Origin of the sequence: Stenotrophomonas sp. SbOxS2, from assembly GCF_013416715.1 — a bacterium.
Classification (GTDB): Bacteria; Pseudomonadota; Gammaproteobacteria; order Xanthomonadales; family Xanthomonadaceae; genus Stenotrophomonas; species Stenotrophomonas lactitubi.
The window spans coordinates 75,281-93,090 of record NZ_JAAVXD010000007.1 but is presented as its reverse complement, the minus strand read 5'-3'; the positions used below and the strand labels follow the sequence as shown (position 1 = coordinate 93,090).

The following is a 17,810-nucleotide window of genomic DNA, read 5'->3' as shown; positions in this document are numbered from 1 at the left end:
AACACCGCACCAGCGCGGCAATTACTTGATATGGCTTGCCCAGCGGGCGACGCCCTGCTCGATCAAACCGTAGACGTGCTCAAACGCGATCCGCTGCTGGCGATAGGGGTCGGGGATCTCTGCCTTCCCATCCCAATGGCCCAGCAGGAATGTCTTGCCGCTCACCTGGGGAACCTCACGGGCAATTCTCGCCACATGGGACTGCTCCATCACCAGCACCAGGTCGGCCGCCGACAACACAGACGGTGTCGCCAGACGCCCTCGATGGGAGCCAGGGTCATGCCCCTTCTCCCGAAGCAACTCTCCTGCGGTCTCATCTATCGGCCGACCGACCAATGCCTGAAGCCCTGCGGAGGAGACGTGCACCCCAGCGCGATCCCGAAGCTGGTGCCGCATGAGAATCTCTGCGGTTGGGCTTCGGCAGATGTTTCCGATGCAGACCAACAGCACCTTGTTGAACATGAGCCAATCCTCTGGCGGTCGACATGAAGTACGTACGCCAGCCACCCACGCTTCGCATACGAAAATTAGCCAACCAGTATACCTGCATCAACGTGCCACCCAGCTCAACCGAGCGACGCACCCCAGCTCCTGACACTCCCAAAACCGGACCTGGGTCACGACAGGGTGAAGGTTCTGTTATCATTGTGTGATCGATTGTAACAGCTAACTGGTTGGACTGACCGCCGGATCGGCGCCGCCAGCCCCCGGGCAGCGAGGCGATTGCTGGATGCACAGATCCTCAACAAGGAAGAAATCGACATGTCTTACGTGCCCGCCCGGCACCATGCCGGACTTTGGAACGCTTCAGGAAGCAGGTTTGGACCCGCACTGGGCCTCGCCCTGAGGATCGGAGATCCCGTCGTTCTGGTAGCAGCCGCACTGGCGGCCCATGCACTGAGATTCGGCGAACTGCAGATGCCGATGAACTATGTCCGGCTGGTCGCCATCACGCTGCTTTTCGCACTTCTCGTCCTTGGATCGTCATCATTGTACGAGAGCTGGCGCGGGCGCAGCTTGCTCGCGGAGTTTGGCCAGGTCCTGATGAAGCTTGCCGTGATCTTCGGCGGCCTTCTCGCCTACTCCACTGCCATCCAGGTGACCGATGAGCTTTCACGGATCTGGCTTGCTGCCTGGTTTGGATTGAGCCTGGCTGGTGCATTTGCCCTCCGAATTGGCGTTCGCACCATAGCTGGCTGGATCCGAGCCCGGGGCACGGACCTGCGCAGCGCGGTCATCGTGGGTGCCACCCCCGATTCGCAGCACATCGTCAGCTCCCTGAGGTCGGCGACCTGGGCAGGCATCGACGTGCGCGGCTGGTTTGCGACACCGTCTGATCGCGGCAGTGTTCAGCACGCAAGCAAACTGGGAGAGCTGGACGGACTCGGCGCCTATGTTGAGGCCAATCACATTGATCAGGTATGGATTGCACTCCCGATGCGCGATGAAGACAACATTGCGATTGCCCTGAATCAGCTGCAGCACTCAACGGCCGACATCAAATTCGTGCCCGACATGTTCGGACTGCACCTGCTGAATCACTCCGTCGAACAAGTTGCCGGCCTTCCCGTCATCAATCTTCAGCAGACCCCGCTTCAAGGCGGCGCCCGTCTGATCAAGGCACTGGAAGACCGCATCCTTGCCGGCCTCATCCTGCTCATGATCTCCCCGATCATGCTGGCGATTGCCGTCGCAGTGAAGCTCAGCTCCCCAGGTCCAGTCTTCTATCGGCAGGAACGGATGAGCTGGAACAACAAGACGTTCTGGATGCTGAAGTTCCGCTCGATGCCAGTTGACGCAGAAGGCGCGTCTGGGGCGGTTTGGGCCAAGGCCGGCGAGAATCGCGCCACTCGCGTAGGAAGCTTCCTGCGCAGGACCAGCCTTGATGAGCTACCGCAGTTCATCAACGTCCTGCTGGGCGACATGTCGATTGTTGGCCCGAGGCCGGAACGGCCGGTATTCGTGCACAAGTTCAAGCACGAGATTCCGTCCTACATGAAGAAGCACATGGTCAAGGCAGGCATCACCGGCTGGGCGCAGGTCAACGGCTGGCGGGGTTCTACCGATCTTCACAAACGCATTGAATGCGATCTCTTCTATATCGAGAACTGGTCACTTTCGTTTGACCTGAAGATTGTCGTCATGACAGTTTTCAAGGGTTTCATAAACAAGCACGCTTACTAGCCCGACCTTGAACAGCTCATGCAGGAACCAGGAGACCTGGGGCCGGAAGGCAGCTCCTGCTGTGAAAAAGTGCATCATGAAAGCAACGATGCAGCTGCGGCGCAGGAAAGCCGTCTTCCGCCCAGCGATTCACACGACGGGTTAGACATAATGAAAATATCAATCAACCCATTTGCGTCGAGCGAAAACGAATACATCTCCAGAACCAATGAAATCCTCGCCGGGATGGCGAGCACTTGCGCCCTCCCCGGGGTCAAGCGAGCATTCATGAATCCACTCTCCCTTTACGCAGCCAAATGCGACATCGCGATACTGCACTGGGTCGAGAACACGATGCTCGACGGGCGTGGCCGCATATCCAGGCTGCGTACGATTCGACTTTACTTCTATATCAGACTGCTCAGACTGATCAGCAAACGACTGATCATGGTCAGACACAATAATTATCCCCACGACTCGGATCATGAGCAGATCCCCCGGATCAAACATCTGATGAAGTCGTACGAAAAGTACTTCGATGTCGTTGTTACCCACTCCGGGCACAATGCGGACTCAGGCTACATCTACGTCCCCCATCCCCTGTACACCAAGGCAGCAACGTCTGGTCGACTGATTGATGGCGACTATTTCTTCATTCTCGGTCGAATTCTCCCCTACAAGGCAATCGACAAACTGATTACCCACCTGAGTCCTGACGTTCACCTGGTGATTGCCGGGAAGGCTCCTGATCCAACCTACCTCGCCAAGTGCAAGGAGTTGGCGGAGGGCAAGCAAGTGACTTTCATTACCGGCTATCTGCCCGACAGCGAAGCCGCAAACCTTGTGACTCATGCCCGAGGGATGGTTGTCCCAAACTCGGATGAAGACATGGTTGTGAGTGGGAACTACTTTTTCTCCTTCAGCTATGGCGTCCCCATCTTCACTGTCCAGACGCCATTCACCAACTGGCTGATGGAAAGCAAGAACCCCGGCGGCCTTCATCAGTACCCGTGCATCTCCTCGCTAGCACGCTCTCTACTCGATGCCGGCACCGCAAACAATCCCGACCCGGAAAAAATCGAAGAAGCGTTCGGCAACTCTGCCGTAGCCAAAGGCTGGGCACGCGCACTGGCCGCAGCCGAGTAAGTAGCAGATGAGCAACCTGTACCGCGCAATTGCCAAGAGCATGGGCAGCAAGTATCTGGCGTATGCGATGCAGTTCGCGGCGCTTATGATACTTGCACGAGCATTTACGCCGGAAGTATTCGGAACCATTGCCGCAATTCAAGTCTTCTACCTTTTCTTCCAACTCGTTGGCGAAGGGGGCTTTGGCCCGGCGATCATTGGTCTTCATAAATTGAATGCAAAGGATCGCGACGGGATATTTGGCTTGACCATCCTGATAGGCGTGGGCCTCGCCGCGACCTTCGTGGCGCTGGGATCATTGCTGGTCGATTTCTATAAGATGCCGGATCTTCCCGTTGCGATCCCGTTTGTCGCGGCGGGCCTCATGCTCAACGCATGGGCGATCCTTCCAATGGCCCAGCTTCAACGGCAGCAATCGTTTCTGCAATTGGCAACCGCAGCAATCATCGCGGAGCTCGTGGCACTCGCGCTTGTGTTGCTTGCTCGCAAATATGTCAGTCCCCTGTGCGCGATCTCGATACGCATTCCGACTGTGGCACTCGTGAATTTCACATTCGCCTACCATTTTTCCAGAAGAACCGATTTTGGACGGCCAAGGCCTGGAATGCACTTCTCTGCTGTGGCCCCCTTGCTCAAAGTGTCTGGCTACCAGCTCGCATTCAATGTGCTTAACTTCTTCTCGCGCAATCTCGACAACGTACTTGTCGGCAAGTACCTAGGGGCGCCACTGCTGGGCATCTATGACCGATCCTATCAGTTGATGCGGTATCCGCTGCAGCTTTTGACATTCGCAATGACGCCAGCAATCCAGCCGGCGCTACGCGGCCATGCGAACAGCCCTGGCCTCGTACTGAAGATACATCAGGATTTGACATTCAAACTTTCCCTGCTGGGTCTCGCTTGCGCTCTGGGAATTTATGTCCTCGCAGCCCCGATAATTCTTGTCGCCTTTGGAGAGCAGTGGCTCCCGGCAGTTCCCGTAATAAAACTTCTCTCATTGACAATTCCGGTTCAGGTAGTGCTCTCGACCAGCGGCAGCTTCTTCCAGACCTTCCAGCGAACCGATCTGCTCTTCCGTTGCGGACTTTTCTCAGCTGCGACAAACGTCACCGCCATTATAATTGGCATCTCGCTAGGATCGCTCGAACACCTCTGTTGGGCCCTACTCGTCTCTTTCCACATCAACTTCTTCCAAGCGTATTACTTGCTACACAAACATATCCTCGACGGGGGATTTCGCCAGTTCCTGCACAGGATGATTCCAGCCGGCATCGGCGTTGGAGCACTTGCGACTTGGCACGCACTGCACTAGGAACCCGGCCTAACCATGAAGACAATAGCAATCCGATTCACCAACAGAAGCATTGATGCATGGTTGATGAGAATCATGCTCGCGCTCACACTGATCACCGTCGCAGGTGGCTTTGCACTATTCCTTGACGGCGGTGCCCGCCCCCAAGGCTTGATGAATGCCGTTGAACGTACGGGCCTGTGGAAATATGCCGAGATCGCATACATTCCCATCTCGCTTCTGATCATAGCCCACACGATGCTGTCCCAAGGCAGGTACTCGCACCTGCGTGAAATATTCAAGAGCACCGGCGTAAAGATAGCCGCAATCTTTGTATTCATGTGCGCACTGCAATGGGCAGCAGGCCTGCCAATCAGCAACGCAATGATTGGTACCCTTCTGAGCTTCGTCGCACTGTCCCTCATCATCGGGTTCGCCACGCAAATACTCAGCGCGGAGGAAATATTCTCCACGTTGAACCTCACATATTTCTCCTGCCTGCTTCTTTCCGTAATCCTGGTAGCGTTCGTCCCTAACTACGGCATTTCCCTGAACATCGATGAGGATTGGCAGGGCATGTTTGCCCACAAGAACAACCTAGGCATCTTCTGCGCGTCCTACGGCCTTGTTGCAGTCGGATGCTGGAGAACATCACGGCTGCTCACGACGGCAAACATAGCGCTCGCAGCAGCGCTCCTGCTCGGATCAAAATCGTACGCCTCGATCGCAGCATTTTCCATCGCGGCATTGCTAAGCCTCAGCCCAACCTGGCTAAGACGAACCATTATTCGACTTCGATACCCAATTCTCGCATTCGGAATTTCTGCGTCCGCCGCGATCGTCTTTCTGTCACTCAGCAGCTTCAGCATGGAGCTATTCGAGAAAGATTTCACTTTCTCTGGCCGCAACATGATCTGGAGCTACTCTCTCTTCGGGTTTATCCAGCATCCCATGATTGGGCAAGGAATGAACTCGCTGGCATACCAGGTAAGCCATAATTCAGCGGGGTTCTTCAACGCAACCGGACAGGTTCTCGCCAGCCATCACAACGGCATGCTGGCTCTGATCTATGACTTCGGCATGATAGGAGCAACGGCAGTGCTGGTCGTGCTTCAGCGGCCGCTTTGGCGCATGAATATAAGGAGCACCGCTGCGTTCATGCTGATCTCCGCCTTGATCGCAACCATCGTCCTGAACACCTTCGAAGAAAGGCTTTTCTCGCCGAATTCATTCTACTTTTCGCTAATCATCCTCATATTCATGATTGAAAAGAATCCTTTGTGCATCGATCCCGAGCGGCCAGATCGCACCGACCAGACCATCAATTCACGGGCCGCGGCATGACCCGTATTCTGTACCTGGTAGAGGGTCCGGCACCTTATGGTGCTAATCGTAGCCTGTTGTCGCTGATTGAGTACGGGCTTTCCCACGGAATCCAACCAATGGTCGTCGGCTCCAGGCACGGCCCTTTCTCGGAATGGCTTCAAGCCCGCGGCGTCTCTTTCAAGGCGATCGGACACAGATTCTCGATCTACCCACGGACGAATACCCTTGTCCGAAAAGTTTTCTTTGCCCCTATCTTTACAGCCTTCCGAATAATCAACGCCATTGCACTTCTGAGGCTTGTGCTGATATGCAGGAGCTTTCGACCAGATGTGATCCATACCAATATCGGCCCCATCGCCATTGGCTACCTCGCAGCGAGACTGATGGGCATACGACACGTCTGGCACCTGCGTGAATATCAGGACCTCGACTTTGGGATGAAATTCTTTCCCTCAAAGTCGGCCTTCGAGAGACTCTTAGCCAGATCTGCACGCGTCATCTGCGTGACTCAAGCAATCGCCGAACACTTTGGTCTTCCAACCAACGCAACCGTCATCAGCAATGGCGTCGCGTCCGGCAATGCTGCCGTCCTGACCATGCCCAAGGCAGACTATTTCCTGTTTGTCGGGCGATTGGAGCCTGCAAAGCAGGCTGCGCAGGTAATAGAGGCCTACCTGAACTATGTGAAAGCCGCGTCCAATCCACTCAGGCTTCTAATCGCAGGTGATGGGGATCTCGCTTACATTGCCGACCTCAAGAGTATCGCAGCCAGTGCGCCGTCAACGGCTCGAATTGAGTTCCTGGGCTTCAGGGACGACACCGACTCTTTGATGCAGAACGCGAGAGCCATTATTGTTGCATCGGACAATGAAGGCTTCGGGCGTATCACCGCCGAAGCGATGTTCAACGGCTGCCTTGTAATCGGAAAGGCAACCGGCGGAACTGCAGACATCCTGGATGCGCATCAGGCAGAGCCACTTGGATTACTGTTCAGTACATCGAGTGAGCTTGCATCACAGCTGGATTTCGCTGCCGAAATGATCCCCGAAATGTATGAAACAAAAGTACGCCACGCACAGCGCAAGGCTATCGCGCGCTACAGCACTGAATTGTATGGAGCAAAAGTCCTTGAGGTCTACGCCGGCCTGGGCAGCCAAGGCGGATTCGATACTCAGGACGGATTGATAAAATGAGGGAACTGAGCCAGACCATCGACCTCGTACTGGAGACAATCAGGGGGCGCCTTCATTCGATTGGCAAGAGCATTCGCTTTAGACGATCCGGAAGGAACTTCAGACTGTATGGCTCCAAGCACATGAACGGCATCGATCTGGCCGTTGGTGATAACTGCTGGTTCCAAGCCGTGGACAGCTACAAGGGATCGATATACCAGCCTCGCATCACTATCGGGGCAGCGAGCATGTTTGGAAATAATGTCCACATCTCGGCAATCAAGTCGATCACGATCGGCAAGGACTGCCTGTTGGGCTCAAACATTTATATCGGCGATCACTCCCACGGCAGCACGAGGCAAGGTTGCATTGATCTTGATATCCCGCCGGCGCAGCGGGCTCTGGGCGATGCGTGCGACATAGTCATCGGAGAACGAGTCTGGGTTGGCGACGGCGCCGTGATCCTCGCTGGCTCAACGATCGCCGATGGCTGCATCATAGGTGCCAACAGCGTAGTAAAGGGAAAATTCGAAAACGCCGCAGTAATTGCAGGCGCACCTGCACGAGTGATCAAGGAATTGCTGTGAAAGCACCGACCGTCGCGATAGTCATTCCCGCCTACAATCGTCCGGATGAGCTGGGCGAACTACTGCAATCCGCGCTTGTCCAGACCTGCGCCCCCTGCACAGTCATTGTATGCGAAGACCATTCGCCGCTGAGGGTCGAGATAAGAGCCGTCTGCGATTCATATCGAGCAGCCCTCTTGACCAAGGGCATTGAACTGCTTTATGTCGAGAATGACACGAACCTTGGGTACGACAAGAACCTGCGCAAGAGCATTGAGCTTGCCGATTCCGAATGGGCAATCGTCATGGGCAATGACGACCTCCTGCTACCCAACGCAGTACAGGAAGTCATCAGATACGTCTCCAACAACGACGTTGATTTTGCATCACGCACGTTCATGCGTTTCAATGACTCGATTGAAACTACCATCGGGACGTCTTCACTATCCAAATCGGATTCATTGTTCACGGCTGACAATACGTCCTCGGGGATGATTTTCAGATCGGCCGGCTTTGTGGGCGGACTGGTCGTTCGGACGAGCTTTGCCAGGAGCATCAGCTGTTCGGATTTCGATGGCAGCCTCTATTACCAGATCTACCTGGCAGCGAATGCATACTGCGGAAAGGGAATTGGGTACATCGCCACTCCAATCATAGGTGGACGTGCCGACAACCCTCCTATGTTTGGTGGCGCAGAAGATGACGGCGGCGTCCACGTCCCCGGCAGCTATACCGCGCAGGGGCGGGCAAGAATGTGGGAGGGAGTGTTGAAGATCGCGAGGAGTGTGGGCGACAAGCATCGGCGCGACCTTATTTCTGATATTCGTAGGGAGCTCGAGGTCAGGCAATCCTTCCACGTATTCGAGATGAATGCCGCGAGCTCCCGCCAGGAGCTTAGGGCGCTGAGAACCGCCTTGATCCAACTGGACCTGTTTTCTCACCCGCTACCGAGAACACTTTTCTGGCTTGACTACCTGCTTGGACGCAAGGCGACGCCGCTGTACCGGATGTGTCGCAAGCTTCTACAGCGCTGATCTTTGAGCTGCCAGATTATCACCCAGGGTCAGAGTTATAATAGAAATGAAAGTAGCGATCATCCACTACTGGTTCGTCACCTGGCGTGGTGGCGAAAAGGTCATTGAGCAACTTCTCAGGCTCTACCCAGAGGCCGATGTCTTCACGCATGTTGCAACACCAGAGATAGAGCGCACGAAGCTTGCAGGCCATCGCGTGCAGCGCACATTTGTGTCCAAGCTGCCGGGTGCCCAGAAGCGCTATCAGAAATATCTCCCGCTCATGCCCGTCGCCTTGGAGCAACTGGACCTCACCGGATACGACCTCGTCATCTCGAGCGAGTCTGGACCGGCGAAGAACGTCATCACGCATCCTGATGCACTACACATCTGTTACTGCCATAGCCCAATGCGGTATGTCTGGGATATGTATCCACTCTACCTTGCGGATGCTGGATGGCTTACCCGGCTTCTGATGCGGCCGTTGATGCATTACATGCGCCTCACCGACTCTGTCTCCGCCTCGCGTGTCGATCATTTCATCGCGAATTCGAAGTTCATCGCGCGCAGGATAGACAAGTGCTATCGCCGGCAGGCAGAAGTCATTCACCCTCCTGTGGAAGTGGATGACTTTGAAGCGCGCGCTGAGAAACAGGACTACTACCTTCTTCTCGGTCAGTTGACCGCGTACAAGAAGGCAGACCTTGTGATGGACGCATTTCTGCGCAGCGGCAAGCGATTGGTCATCATTGGCGAGGGCGAACAACTCGCTGCCATGCGCGCGCGCGCGACGGAAAGGGTTGTCGTACTTGGGCGGCAACCGTTCTCCGCGTTGAAAGAACATCTGGCCAATGCGAAAGCCCTTGTTTTCCCAGGCGTGGAAGACTTCGGCATTGTTCCACTTGAGGCGATGGCTTCCGGAACTCCGGTCATCGCATATGCCAAGGGTGGCGCGCTTGAGACTGTGGTCGAGAGTGACGATCCCAGCGCAGCAACTGGATTGTTCTTCCACGAACAATCCATTGATGCAATCAATGAGGCTGTTGCTCGATTTGAGTCGCTTTCAGAGCCCATCTCGGCAGAGGCATGTCGTGCAAGGGCTGAACAGTTCGCACCCGATCGATTCAGGGAAGAACTCTCGTCCTTCATCCAGGCAAAACTCCGCAGAGAAGCCTGAACCACCTAGCTCATAGGTAAGCGCATGAACATCCTCATCTGCGGCGGCGCCGGCTACATCGGCAGCCACATGGCCCAATACCTCGCCGAAACCGGCCACTCCGTAACCGTGCTCGACAACCTCGCCACCGGCCACCGCGGTGCCGTCCGCTGGGGCGACCTGCTTGAGGCAGACCTGTTGGATGCCGAAGCACTGAAGCGCGCGTTCCAGGGCCGCCACTTCGACGCTGTGATGCACTTCGCCGCGCGCTCGCTGGTGGGCGAATCTGTTACCGATCCTTACGCGTACTACGCCAACAACGTCACCGGCACCCTGAACCTGCTGGAGGCCATGCGCCGCCATGGCGTCGACCGGATCGTGTTCTCGTCCACGGCCGCCGTCTTCGGCAATCCGCAGGCCGATGTGATCGATGAGGACCATCCCAAGGCGCCCATCAACCCCTACGGCGCCAGCAAGCTGATGGCAGAGCGGATCCTCGCGGATGCAGCGACGGCCTACGGCCTCCGCTCGACCTGCCTGCGCTACTTCAATGCTGCTGGCGCTCTGCCCGACCACGGCATCGGCGAGGCGCATGCCTGCGAAACCCACCTGATTCCCAATGTCCTGCGTGCCGCGCTGGGCATTGGCGCAGCCATGAAAGTGTTCGGTGAAGACTATGCAACGCCCGATGGAACCTGCGTGCGCGACTACGTGCATGTGCAGGACCTGGCCCAGGCCCATGCGCTTGCCCTTGAGTACATGGAACACACCCCCGGCGCGCACGCCTTCAATCTCGGCAACGGCCACGGATTCTCGGTTCGCGAGGTGATCACCGCTGCCGCAACGGTGACCGGGCGCGAGATTCCATTTGAAATGGCCGAGCGCCGTCCGGGCGATCCAGCCAGTCTGGTTGCCTCTTCCACCCGCGCCCGCGAGATCCTGGGCTGGCAACCCAAGTGGACCGAACTGGCGCCCATCATCGAAAGCGCCTGGCAGTGGCATCGCAGCCCGCCCGCATGGTCGCCGCAACCGGTCGCCCGCAAAGCTGCCCGCGCGATGGACGAAGCCCTGCCAGCCTGAACAGGCGCTTCGCGCTTGACCCACTGCACGGCGACAGTCAACCCCGCAGCGCATCAAAGCCCGTCCTTGCCCCTCTGCTACCATCGTCGGCTCAGTTCGTCGCGCCCCCACCTGCCCGCGACGGCACCAAACACAACGTAACGAAACACAGGAGTCTGCATGTCTTCCGAGCTGCTCAAGTCCCTTGGTCTGGACGCGATCAACGCTGGCACCTACCTGGGCAACGGGGAGTGGTCGAGCGCTACCGGCGGTGAGCTGATCACCCCGATCAACCCGACCACCGGCGAGCCGATCGCGCAGGTCCGCGCCACTACCGAAGCCGAGTACGAGACCGTCATCGCGCGTGCGCAGGAAGCCTTCAAGGTCTGGCGCACCACCCCGGCCCCGCGTCGCGGTGAAGCCGTGCGCCTGTGCGGCGAAGCGCTGCGCAAGCACAAGGACGCCCTCGGTTCGCTGGTCGCGCTGGAAATGGGCAAGAGCAAGCCCGAAGGCGACGGTGAAGTGCAGGAGATGATCGACATCGCCGACTTCGCCGTGGGCCAGAGCCGCATGCTGTACGGCTACACCATGCATTCCGAGCGCCCCGGCCACCGCATGTACGAGCAGTACCAGCCGCTCGGCCTGGTCGGCATCATCAGCGCGTTCAACTTCCCGGTCGCGGTGTGGGCATGGAACTCGTTCCTGGCCACCATCTGCGGCGACATCTGCCTGTGGAAGCCGTCCAACAAAACCCCGCTGACCGCCATCGCCTCGATGCGCATCTGCAATGAAGCGCTGCGCGATGCCGGTTTCCCGGACCTGTTCTTCCTGATCAACGACGCCGGCACCGCACTGTCGGAAAAGATGGTGGCCGACAAGCGCGTGCCGCTGATCAGCTTCACCGGTTCGACCCAGGTTGGCCGCACCGTTGCCGAGAAGGTCGCGCACCGCCTCGGCCGCTGCCTGCTGGAACTGGGCGGCAACAACGCGATCATCCTCGACGAAACCGCCGACCTGAAGCTGGCGATCCCCGGCATCGTGTTCGGTGCGGTCGGCACCGCCGGCCAGCGCTGCACCACTACCCGTCGCCTGATCGTGCACGAATCCATCCATGACGACGTGCTGGCCACGCTGGTCAAGGCGTACAAGCAGGTGGAAGGCAAGATCGGCGATCCGACCGACCCGGCCAACCTGATGGGCCCGCTGAACAGCGACGGTGCCGTGCAGCAGTTCCTGGCGTCCATCGAAAAGGCCAAGGCCAGCGGCGGCACCATCGAAACCGGCGGTACGCGCATCGACCGCGCCGGCAACTTCGTGCTGCCGGCCATTGTCACCGGCCTCAAGAACAGCGATGAAGTGGTGCAGCACGAGACCTTCGCGCCGATCCTGTACGTGATGAAGTACAGCACGCTGGACGAAGCCATCGACATGCAGAACGGCGTGCCGCAGGGCCTGTCGTCCTCGATCTTCACCACCAACCTGAAGACCGCCGAGCGCTTCCTGTCGGCGGCCGGTTCGGATTGCGGCATCGCCAACGTCAACATCGGTACCTCGGGCGCGGAAATCGGTGGTGCCTTCGGTGGCGAGAAGGACACCGGCGGTGGTCGCGAATCTGGCTCGGATGCATGGAAGGTCTACATGCGCCGCCAGACCAACACCATCAACTATTCGGATTCGCTGCCGCTGGCCCAGGGCATCAAGTTCGACCTGTGATGGCAGAGACCGCGCCTCTGCGCGACGGCCGGCCGGTGATCGATTTCACCGGCCGCCGGGTGTTGATCGCAGGTGGCAGCAAGGGCATCGGCCGCGAACTGGCGCTGGCGTTTGCCCGCGCCGGTGCGCAGGTTTCGGTCTGCGCGCGCGGCCAGGCCGGGCTTGACGCCCTGCAGGCCGATGCGCGGACGCAGGGCACCGAGCTGCACACCTACGCAGCCGATCTGGGTGATCCTGCCCGGATCAGCGCCTGGCTACAGGCCGCTGCCGACACGCTCGGCGGCATCGATGTGCTGGTCAACAACGCCACCGGCTATGGCATGGCCGATGACGAAGACGGCTGGGCCGCCAGCCTGCAGATCGACCTGATGGCCGCTGTCCGCGCATCGCGCCTTGCGTTGCCGTGGCTGCGCGCCTCGTCCGATGCCTGCATCCTCAATCTGTCCTCGATCGCCGCGCAGCAGCCGCGTCCCGGCGGTGCACCGTATGCGGCGGCCAAGGCCGCGCTCTCGCACTACACCACCTCGCAGGCGCTGGCTCTGGCCCCGGACCGGATCCGGGTCAATGCCATTGCCCCGGGTTCGATCGAATTTGCCGATGGTCTCTGGGATCGACGTCGCGTCGAAGATCCCGCCCTGTACCACGGCACCCTGGCGAAGATTCCGTTCGGCCGCTTCGGGCAGCCGCGCGAGATCGCCGATGCCGCGCTGTTCCTGTGCTCGCCGCTGGCGCGCTGGATCACCGGCCACGTGCTCAACGTCGATGGCGGCCAGGTGTTGATGGGCTAGCGCCGATACCTCGGTAGCCGCCCACCTTGGTTGGCGGTGCCTTCGTCGACCAAGGTCGACGCCTACCAACGCCACCCCGCTCCCGGCTCCGAGGGTTGCCAACCTTGCCTGGCAGCCTGGCATTGGCCGGACCATGGGATTGCCGGAGCAGAGGCACTATCATGTAGGCACCGCCACGGAGGACTCGATGAGCGTGCCACCCCGACAGAGCAACGCCCTGGCCGTGGTCAGCCTGATCGCGGGCATCTGCAGCTGGACCGTGCTGCCGGGTGTCGCCGCCCTCGTTGCGATCATCACCGGGCACCTGGCCCGCGCCGAGATCCGCCGCCGTGCTGGCGAACAGGATGGCGATGGCATGGCCCTGGCCGGGCTCATCATGGGCTGGCTCAACATCCTCGCTGCGGTGGGCCTGGTGGCCATCCTGATCTTCGCGATGGTGGCGGCTGGTGGCGACGCCAAACCTGGACTGCGCTGGTGAAAGCACGATGACCTCCCCGGACAGCACTGAACGCTTCAGCAGCCGCGTCGCGGACTATGTCCGCTACCGCCCCGACTATCCGGTCGCGCTGATGGACTGGCTGCATGGCCCCATGGCCGTGGCAACCAGCGCGCTGGTTGCTGACATCGGCGCAGGCACCGGCATCTCCAGCCGGCAGTTCCTGGCCGCCGGCCATCCACTGGTCGCCGTCGAACCCAACGCGGCGATGCGCGCCGCCGCCGAACACTGGCTGGCGCCGCAGTATCCGCACTTCTCCGCCGTCGATGGCCGCGCCGAGGCCACCGGCCTGGCCGATGCCAGCGTTGATCTGGTCAGTGCCGCGCAGGCCTTTCACTGGTTCGACACCGTGGCCGTGCGCGCCGAGTGGCAGCGCATCCTGCGCCCCGGCGGCCTGGCACTGATCTACTGGAACTCGCGCCTGCTCGATGCCAGCCCGTTCCTGGTCGGCTACGAACAACTGCTGCTGGACTACGGCACCGACTACACCGCGGTGGCCGAACGCTACCAGGACGACGCCACCATGCAGGCCTGGTTCGGCTCCGGCCTGCGCGGCATGGTGCAACTGCCGAACGTGCAGCACCTGGACCTGGACGCCCTGAGCGGACGCCTGCTGTCCTCTTCCTACGCGCCGCAGCCCGGCCATCCGCGCCACGCGCCGATGCTGGCTGCGCTGCAGGACCTGTTCGCCGCCCACGCGGTCGACGGCCAGGTCGCTTTTGAATATCGAACCCGAGCCTTCCTCGGCACGCTGGACTGAAACCTACGCATGTATTCGCTTGCCCGCCCCTTCCTGTTCTCGCTCGACGCCGAACGCGCCCACGGTCTCGGCCTGTCCGCTCTGGACCTGGCCTATCGCACCGGCACCACGCCGCTGGTGGCCGCACGCATCGCGCCGATGCCCAGCACGGTGTTCGGGCTGACGTTCCCCAATCCGGTCGGCCTTGCTGCTGGCCTGGACAAGAATGGCGAGCACATCGATGCGCTGTTCGCGCTGGGTTTCGGCTTCGTGGAGATCGGCACAATCACGCCGCGGCCGCAGGCCGGCAACCCGAAGCCGCGCCTGTTCCGGCTGCCGGCGCACAACGCGATCATCAACCGCATGGGCTTCAACAATGCAGGCGTGGATGCGCTGGTGCGCAACGTCGAACGCGCGCGCAACCGGCGCGGCCTGCTCGGCATCAACATCGGCAAGAACAAGGACACCCCCAACGAACAGGCGGCCGATGACTACATCGCCTGCATGGACAAGGTGTACCCGCTGGCCGACTACATCACCGTCAACATTTCCTCGCCCAATACCGCCGGCCTGCGCGAACTGCAGGAAGAGACCGCACTGCGGCAGCTGGTCAGCCAGCTGCGTGAGCGCCAGGAAGCGCTGGCCGCGCAGCATGGCCGGCGCGTACCGATGCTGGTCAAGGTGGCCCCGGACCTCAACGAGCGCGACATCGACGCCGCCGCGCGCGTGCTGGGCGAACTGCAGGTGGACGGTGTGATCGCCACCAACACCACCGTCGACCACAGCCGGGTTGCCGGCGATCCGCTGGCCAATGAAGCCGGCGGGCTTTCCGGTGCACCGGTGCTGGAGCAGTCCACCCTAGTGCTGCGCCGCCTGCGCGCACGCCTGCCCGAATCGGTGCCGCTGGTCGGTGTCGGCGGCATCCTGTCCGGTGCCGACGCCGTGGCCAAGATGGCCGCCGGTGCGGCGCTGGTGCAGTGCTACAGCGGTCTGATCTTCAAGGGCCCGGCGCTGGTCGCCGATTGTGTGGAGGCGATCCGACGCCGACGCGAAGCGCCCAGCCGTGGCGCGGTGGCACCGCTGTGAGTACCCCCATGGACGACACCAACAACGCTGCAGCCCCGCTGCGCTGGACCCTGACCCGCAACGCACCGCTGCAGGCCCTGAACACCTTCCACGTGCAGGCCAGCGCCGCACAGTTGCTGGAACTGCACGATGCCGCGCTGCTGCCGGAGGTCCTGGCCCTGCCGGACGTGGCCGATGGCCCGCTGCTGGTGCTCGGCAGCGGCAGCAACGTGCTGATCGCCGACGACCTGCCAGGCACCGTGCTGGTGTTCGGCAACCGCGAAATCACTTTCCTTGAACACCGTGCGGACCACGCCGTGATCCGCGCCGGAGCCGGCGTGTCCTGGCACGGGCTGGTGATGTGGTCGCTGCAGGAAGGCCTGTCCGGGCTGGAAAACCTGGCGCTGATTCCCGGCACGGCCGGTGCGTCGCCGATCCAGAACATCGGCGCCTATGGCGCCCAGGTCGGCGAGTTCATCCAGACCGTAGAGGCTTGGGACTGCCTGGAAAAGACCTGGGTACGGCTGGACAACGAACAGTGCGGCTTCGCCTACCGCGACAGCGTGTTCAAGCAGCAGCCGGACCGCTACCTGATCACCGCCATTGAACTGAAGCTGCCTCTGCTGCATGACCTGCGCATGGGCTACGCCGGCATCCGCGAAGAACTGCAGGCACAGGGCGTGGAACTGCCCAGCGCTGTGGACGTCGCCAATGCGGTGATCGCGATCCGTCGCCGCAAGTTGCCCGACCCGGATGTGCTGGGCAATGCAGGCAGCTTCTTCAAGAACCCGGTGCTGCCGCTGGAACAGGTGGAAGTACTGCTGCAGCACTTCCCCGAGCTGCCGGTGTTCCCCGCAGACCGTGACGACCGCCGCAAGGTCTCGGCCGCATGGATGATCGAATCCTGTGGCTGGAAGGGCTTCCGCGAGGGTGATGCCGGCGTTGCGCCCAGCCACGCGCTGGTACTGGTCAACCACGGCAACGCCACCGGCACTGAACTGCTGGCGCTGGCACGTCGGATCTCCGCCTCGGTGCTGGAGAAGTTCGGCGTACCGATCGAACCGGAGCCCCGCCTGCTCGGCGCACAGTGGTGAGCACGCCGGCCTTACCCGCCAGCGCCACCCCGTTGCGGGCGGCGCTGCTGATGCTCGGCAGCACCATGGCCTTCGGCCTGATGGCGGTGGCGATCCGTTATGCCACCCGCTACGTGCCCACCCAGGAAGTAGCGTTTTTCCGCAATGCTTTCGGCCTGCTTGCGCTGCTACCGATGCTGCTGCGCCCGGGCCACGCGCCGTTGAAGACCCAGCAGCTGCCGCGCTATTTCGTGCGCAGCGCGATCGGCCTGGGGTCGATGCTGTGCGCGTTCTGGGCGCTGGGCCACCTGCCACTGGCACAGGCCGTTTCGCTGTCGTACTCCACGCCGTTGTTCGTCACCATCGCCGCCGTGCTGTGGCTGGGCGAAAAGGTCCGCGTACGACGCTGGGCGGCAGTGGTGGTCGGCTTCATCGGAGTGCTGGTGATCGTACGGCCGGGCACTGCCGGCTTCACGTCCGGCAGCCTGATCGCCGTGGCTGCCGCCGTGCTCAGCTCGCTGGTGGCGATCCAGATCAAGCAGCTCACCCGCATCGACAGCGCCGACACCGTGGTGCTCTACACCTACGTGTTCTGGGTGCCGCTGTCACTGATACCGGCGTTGTTCGTCTGGGTCTGGCCCGCCGGCATCGCCTGGGTCTGGCTGCTGGCCACCGGCGTGCTGGGCACCATCGGCCAGCTGCTGTGGACGCGTGCGTTACGACTGGGCGAAGTCTCCGCGCTGACCCCGATCAGCTTCCTGCAGTTGCCGCTGGTGACCTTGTGCGGCTGGCTGCTGTTCGCCGAGACGGTTGATCGCTGGACGATCATTGGCGCCGGCATCATCCTCGCCGCCAACGCCTACATCGCGCATCGCGAAGCCGTGCTGTCACGGCGTGCAGCGAGCGTCGCCGCGAGCGCGGCAGCCAAGCCGGCTGAGTAAGGGGTCTGGCCGGGCTGCGCCCGGCACCCGCAGAGGCCGGAGCCGAAGCAACTTCAACAGCGACATTCCGCGGGATGGCGGGGTGGTGTCGGATTGCGGGGAC

17 protein-coding genes are annotated in these 17,810 nt (G+C 60.6%); 16 read left to right on the top strand and 1 reads right to left on the bottom strand.

The window, feature by feature from the left end; all coding sequences use genetic code 11:
• Positions 1–21: 21 nt before the first annotated feature.
• Positions 22–462 carry a low molecular weight protein-tyrosine-phosphatase gene (locus HFK18_RS15240; RefSeq protein ID WP_100552378.1) on the bottom strand — a complete coding sequence of 147 codons (441 nt, stop codon included), beginning with the start codon at positions 460–462 and terminating at the stop codon, positions 22–24.
• Positions 463–762: 300 nt separating this feature from the next.
• Here HFK18_RS15240 and HFK18_RS15235 point away from each other — a divergent pair, with 300 nt between their 5' ends.
• From HFK18_RS15235 to HFK18_RS15160, 16 genes are all read left to right on the top strand, one after another.
• Positions 763–2,184, top strand: coding sequence for an undecaprenyl-phosphate glucose phosphotransferase (locus tag HFK18_RS15235; protein ID WP_180166903.1), 1,422 nt, complete (start codon positions 763–765; stop codon positions 2,182–2,184).
• 18 nt (positions 2,185–2,202) lie between these two features.
• A complete protein-coding gene (locus tag HFK18_RS15230) occupies positions 2,203–3,309 on the top strand; it encodes a glycosyltransferase (protein ID WP_180166902.1) in 1,107 nt (368 codons plus the stop codon).
• Between the two features lie 7 nt (positions 3,310–3,316).
• Positions 3,317–4,621, top strand: a complete 1,305-nt coding sequence (locus tag HFK18_RS15225; RefSeq protein ID WP_180166901.1) for an oligosaccharide flippase family protein — start codon at positions 3,317–3,319, stop codon at positions 4,619–4,621.
• A gap of 66 nt (positions 4,622–4,687) precedes the next feature.
• Entirely contained in the window at positions 4,688–5,944 is a 1,257-nt protein-coding gene (locus HFK18_RS15220; RefSeq protein WP_180166900.1) for an O-antigen ligase family protein, read from the top strand.
• A complete protein-coding gene (locus tag HFK18_RS15215; RefSeq protein WP_180166899.1) occupies positions 5,941–7,119 on the top strand; it encodes a glycosyltransferase family 4 protein in 1,179 nt (392 codons plus the stop codon). Before HFK18_RS15220 ends, HFK18_RS15215 begins: the two co-directional genes overlap by 4 nt.
• 122 nt (positions 7,120–7,241) lie before the next feature.
• Positions 7,242–7,685, top strand: coding sequence for a DapH/DapD/GlmU-related protein (locus HFK18_RS15210; protein ID WP_218946780.1), 444 nt, complete (start codon positions 7,242–7,244; stop codon positions 7,683–7,685).
• Positions 7,682–8,698: a glycosyltransferase family 2 protein gene (locus HFK18_RS15205; RefSeq protein ID WP_180166897.1), complete on the top strand. Its 1,017-nt coding sequence runs from the start codon at positions 7,682–7,684 to the stop codon at positions 8,696–8,698. Before HFK18_RS15210 ends, HFK18_RS15205 begins: the two co-directional genes overlap by 4 nt.
• 46 nt (positions 8,699–8,744) lie before the next feature.
• Positions 8,745–9,854 carry a glycosyltransferase gene (locus tag HFK18_RS15200; RefSeq protein ID WP_180166896.1) on the top strand — a complete coding sequence of 370 codons (1,110 nt, stop codon included), beginning with the start codon at positions 8,745–8,747 and terminating at the stop codon, positions 9,852–9,854.
• Between the two features lie 24 nt (positions 9,855–9,878).
• Positions 9,879–10,913 (top strand): UDP-glucose 4-epimerase GalE, encoded by a 1,035-nt coding sequence (gene galE / locus HFK18_RS15195; protein WP_180166895.1) that lies wholly within the window; start codon positions 9,879–9,881, stop codon positions 10,911–10,913.
• A 159-nt stretch (positions 10,914–11,072) separates the two neighbouring features.
• Complete coding sequence (locus HFK18_RS15190; protein ID WP_025874884.1) at positions 11,073–12,605, top strand: aldehyde dehydrogenase family protein; 1,533 nt, start codon at positions 11,073–11,075, stop codon at positions 12,603–12,605.
• The gene (locus HFK18_RS15185; protein WP_180166894.1) at positions 12,605–13,393 is read left to right on the top strand and encodes an SDR family NAD(P)-dependent oxidoreductase; all 789 of its coding nucleotides are present in this window, start codon (positions 12,605–12,607) and stop codon (positions 13,391–13,393) included. Before HFK18_RS15190 ends, HFK18_RS15185 begins: the two co-directional genes overlap by 1 nt.
• A 187-nt stretch (positions 13,394–13,580) precedes the next feature.
• Positions 13,581–13,871 carry a DUF4190 domain-containing protein gene (locus tag HFK18_RS15180; protein WP_180166893.1) on the top strand — a complete coding sequence of 97 codons (291 nt, stop codon included), beginning with the start codon at positions 13,581–13,583 and terminating at the stop codon, positions 13,869–13,871.
• A gap of 7 nt (positions 13,872–13,878) precedes the next feature.
• Positions 13,879–14,649: a class I SAM-dependent methyltransferase gene (locus tag HFK18_RS15175; protein WP_180166892.1), complete on the top strand. Its 771-nt coding sequence runs from the start codon at positions 13,879–13,881 to the stop codon at positions 14,647–14,649.
• Positions 14,650–14,658: 9 nt separating this feature from the next.
• Positions 14,659–15,714, top strand: coding sequence for a quinone-dependent dihydroorotate dehydrogenase (locus tag HFK18_RS15170; protein WP_180166891.1), 1,056 nt, complete (start codon positions 14,659–14,661; stop codon positions 15,712–15,714).
• Between the two features lie 8 nt (positions 15,715–15,722).
• Complete coding sequence (murB, locus tag HFK18_RS15165) at positions 15,723–16,787, top strand: UDP-N-acetylmuramate dehydrogenase (RefSeq protein WP_180166890.1); 1,065 nt, start codon at positions 15,723–15,725, stop codon at positions 16,785–16,787.
• Positions 16,788–16,819: 32 nt separating this feature from the next.
• Complete coding sequence (locus HFK18_RS15160) at positions 16,820–17,707, top strand: DMT family transporter (protein ID WP_100465731.1); 888 nt, start codon at positions 16,820–16,822, stop codon at positions 17,705–17,707.
• Positions 17,708–17,810: the final 103 nt, after the last annotated feature.

Excerpts from the sequence above, each read along its gene's own strand:
- HFK18_RS15230 (WP_180166902.1), top strand. The coding sequence starts at position 2,203 with ATGCAGGAACCAGGAGACCTGGGGCCGGAAGGCAGCTCCTGCTGTGAA.
- HFK18_RS15225 (WP_180166901.1), top strand. The coding sequence starts at position 3,317 with ATGAGCAACCTGTACCGCGCAATTGCCAAGAGCATGGGCAGCAAGTAT.
- HFK18_RS15175 (WP_180166892.1), top strand. The coding sequence starts at position 13,879 with ATGACCTCCCCGGACAGCACTGAACGCTTCAGCAGCCGCGTCGCGGAC.
- HFK18_RS15170 (WP_180166891.1), top strand. The coding sequence starts at position 14,659 with ATGTATTCGCTTGCCCGCCCCTTCCTGTTCTCGCTCGACGCCGAACGC.
- HFK18_RS15235 (WP_180166903.1), top strand. The coding sequence starts at position 763 with ATGTCTTACGTGCCCGCCCGGCACCATGCCGGACTTTGGAACGCTTCA.
- HFK18_RS15200 (WP_180166896.1), top strand. The coding sequence starts at position 8,745 with ATGAAAGTAGCGATCATCCACTACTGGTTCGTCACCTGGCGTGGTGGC.
- murB (WP_180166890.1), top strand. The coding sequence starts at position 15,723 with ATGGACGACACCAACAACGCTGCAGCCCCGCTGCGCTGGACCCTGACC.
- HFK18_RS15210 (WP_218946780.1), top strand. The coding sequence starts at position 7,242 with ATGAACGGCATCGATCTGGCCGTTGGTGATAACTGCTGGTTCCAAGCC.
- HFK18_RS15220 (WP_180166900.1), top strand. The coding sequence starts at position 4,688 with ATGAGAATCATGCTCGCGCTCACACTGATCACCGTCGCAGGTGGCTTT.
- HFK18_RS15215 (WP_180166899.1), top strand. The coding sequence starts at position 5,941 with ATGACCCGTATTCTGTACCTGGTAGAGGGTCCGGCACCTTATGGTGCT.
- HFK18_RS15185 (WP_180166894.1), top strand. The coding sequence starts at position 12,605 with ATGGCAGAGACCGCGCCTCTGCGCGACGGCCGGCCGGTGATCGATTTC.
- galE (WP_180166895.1), top strand. The coding sequence starts at position 9,879 with ATGAACATCCTCATCTGCGGCGGCGCCGGCTACATCGGCAGCCACATG.
- HFK18_RS15180 (WP_180166893.1), top strand. The coding sequence starts at position 13,581 with ATGAGCGTGCCACCCCGACAGAGCAACGCCCTGGCCGTGGTCAGCCTG.
- HFK18_RS15190 (WP_025874884.1), top strand. The coding sequence starts at position 11,073 with ATGTCTTCCGAGCTGCTCAAGTCCCTTGGTCTGGACGCGATCAACGCT.
- HFK18_RS15240 (WP_100552378.1), bottom strand. The coding sequence starts at position 462 with ATGTTCAACAAGGTGCTGTTGGTCTGCATCGGAAACATCTGCCGAAGC.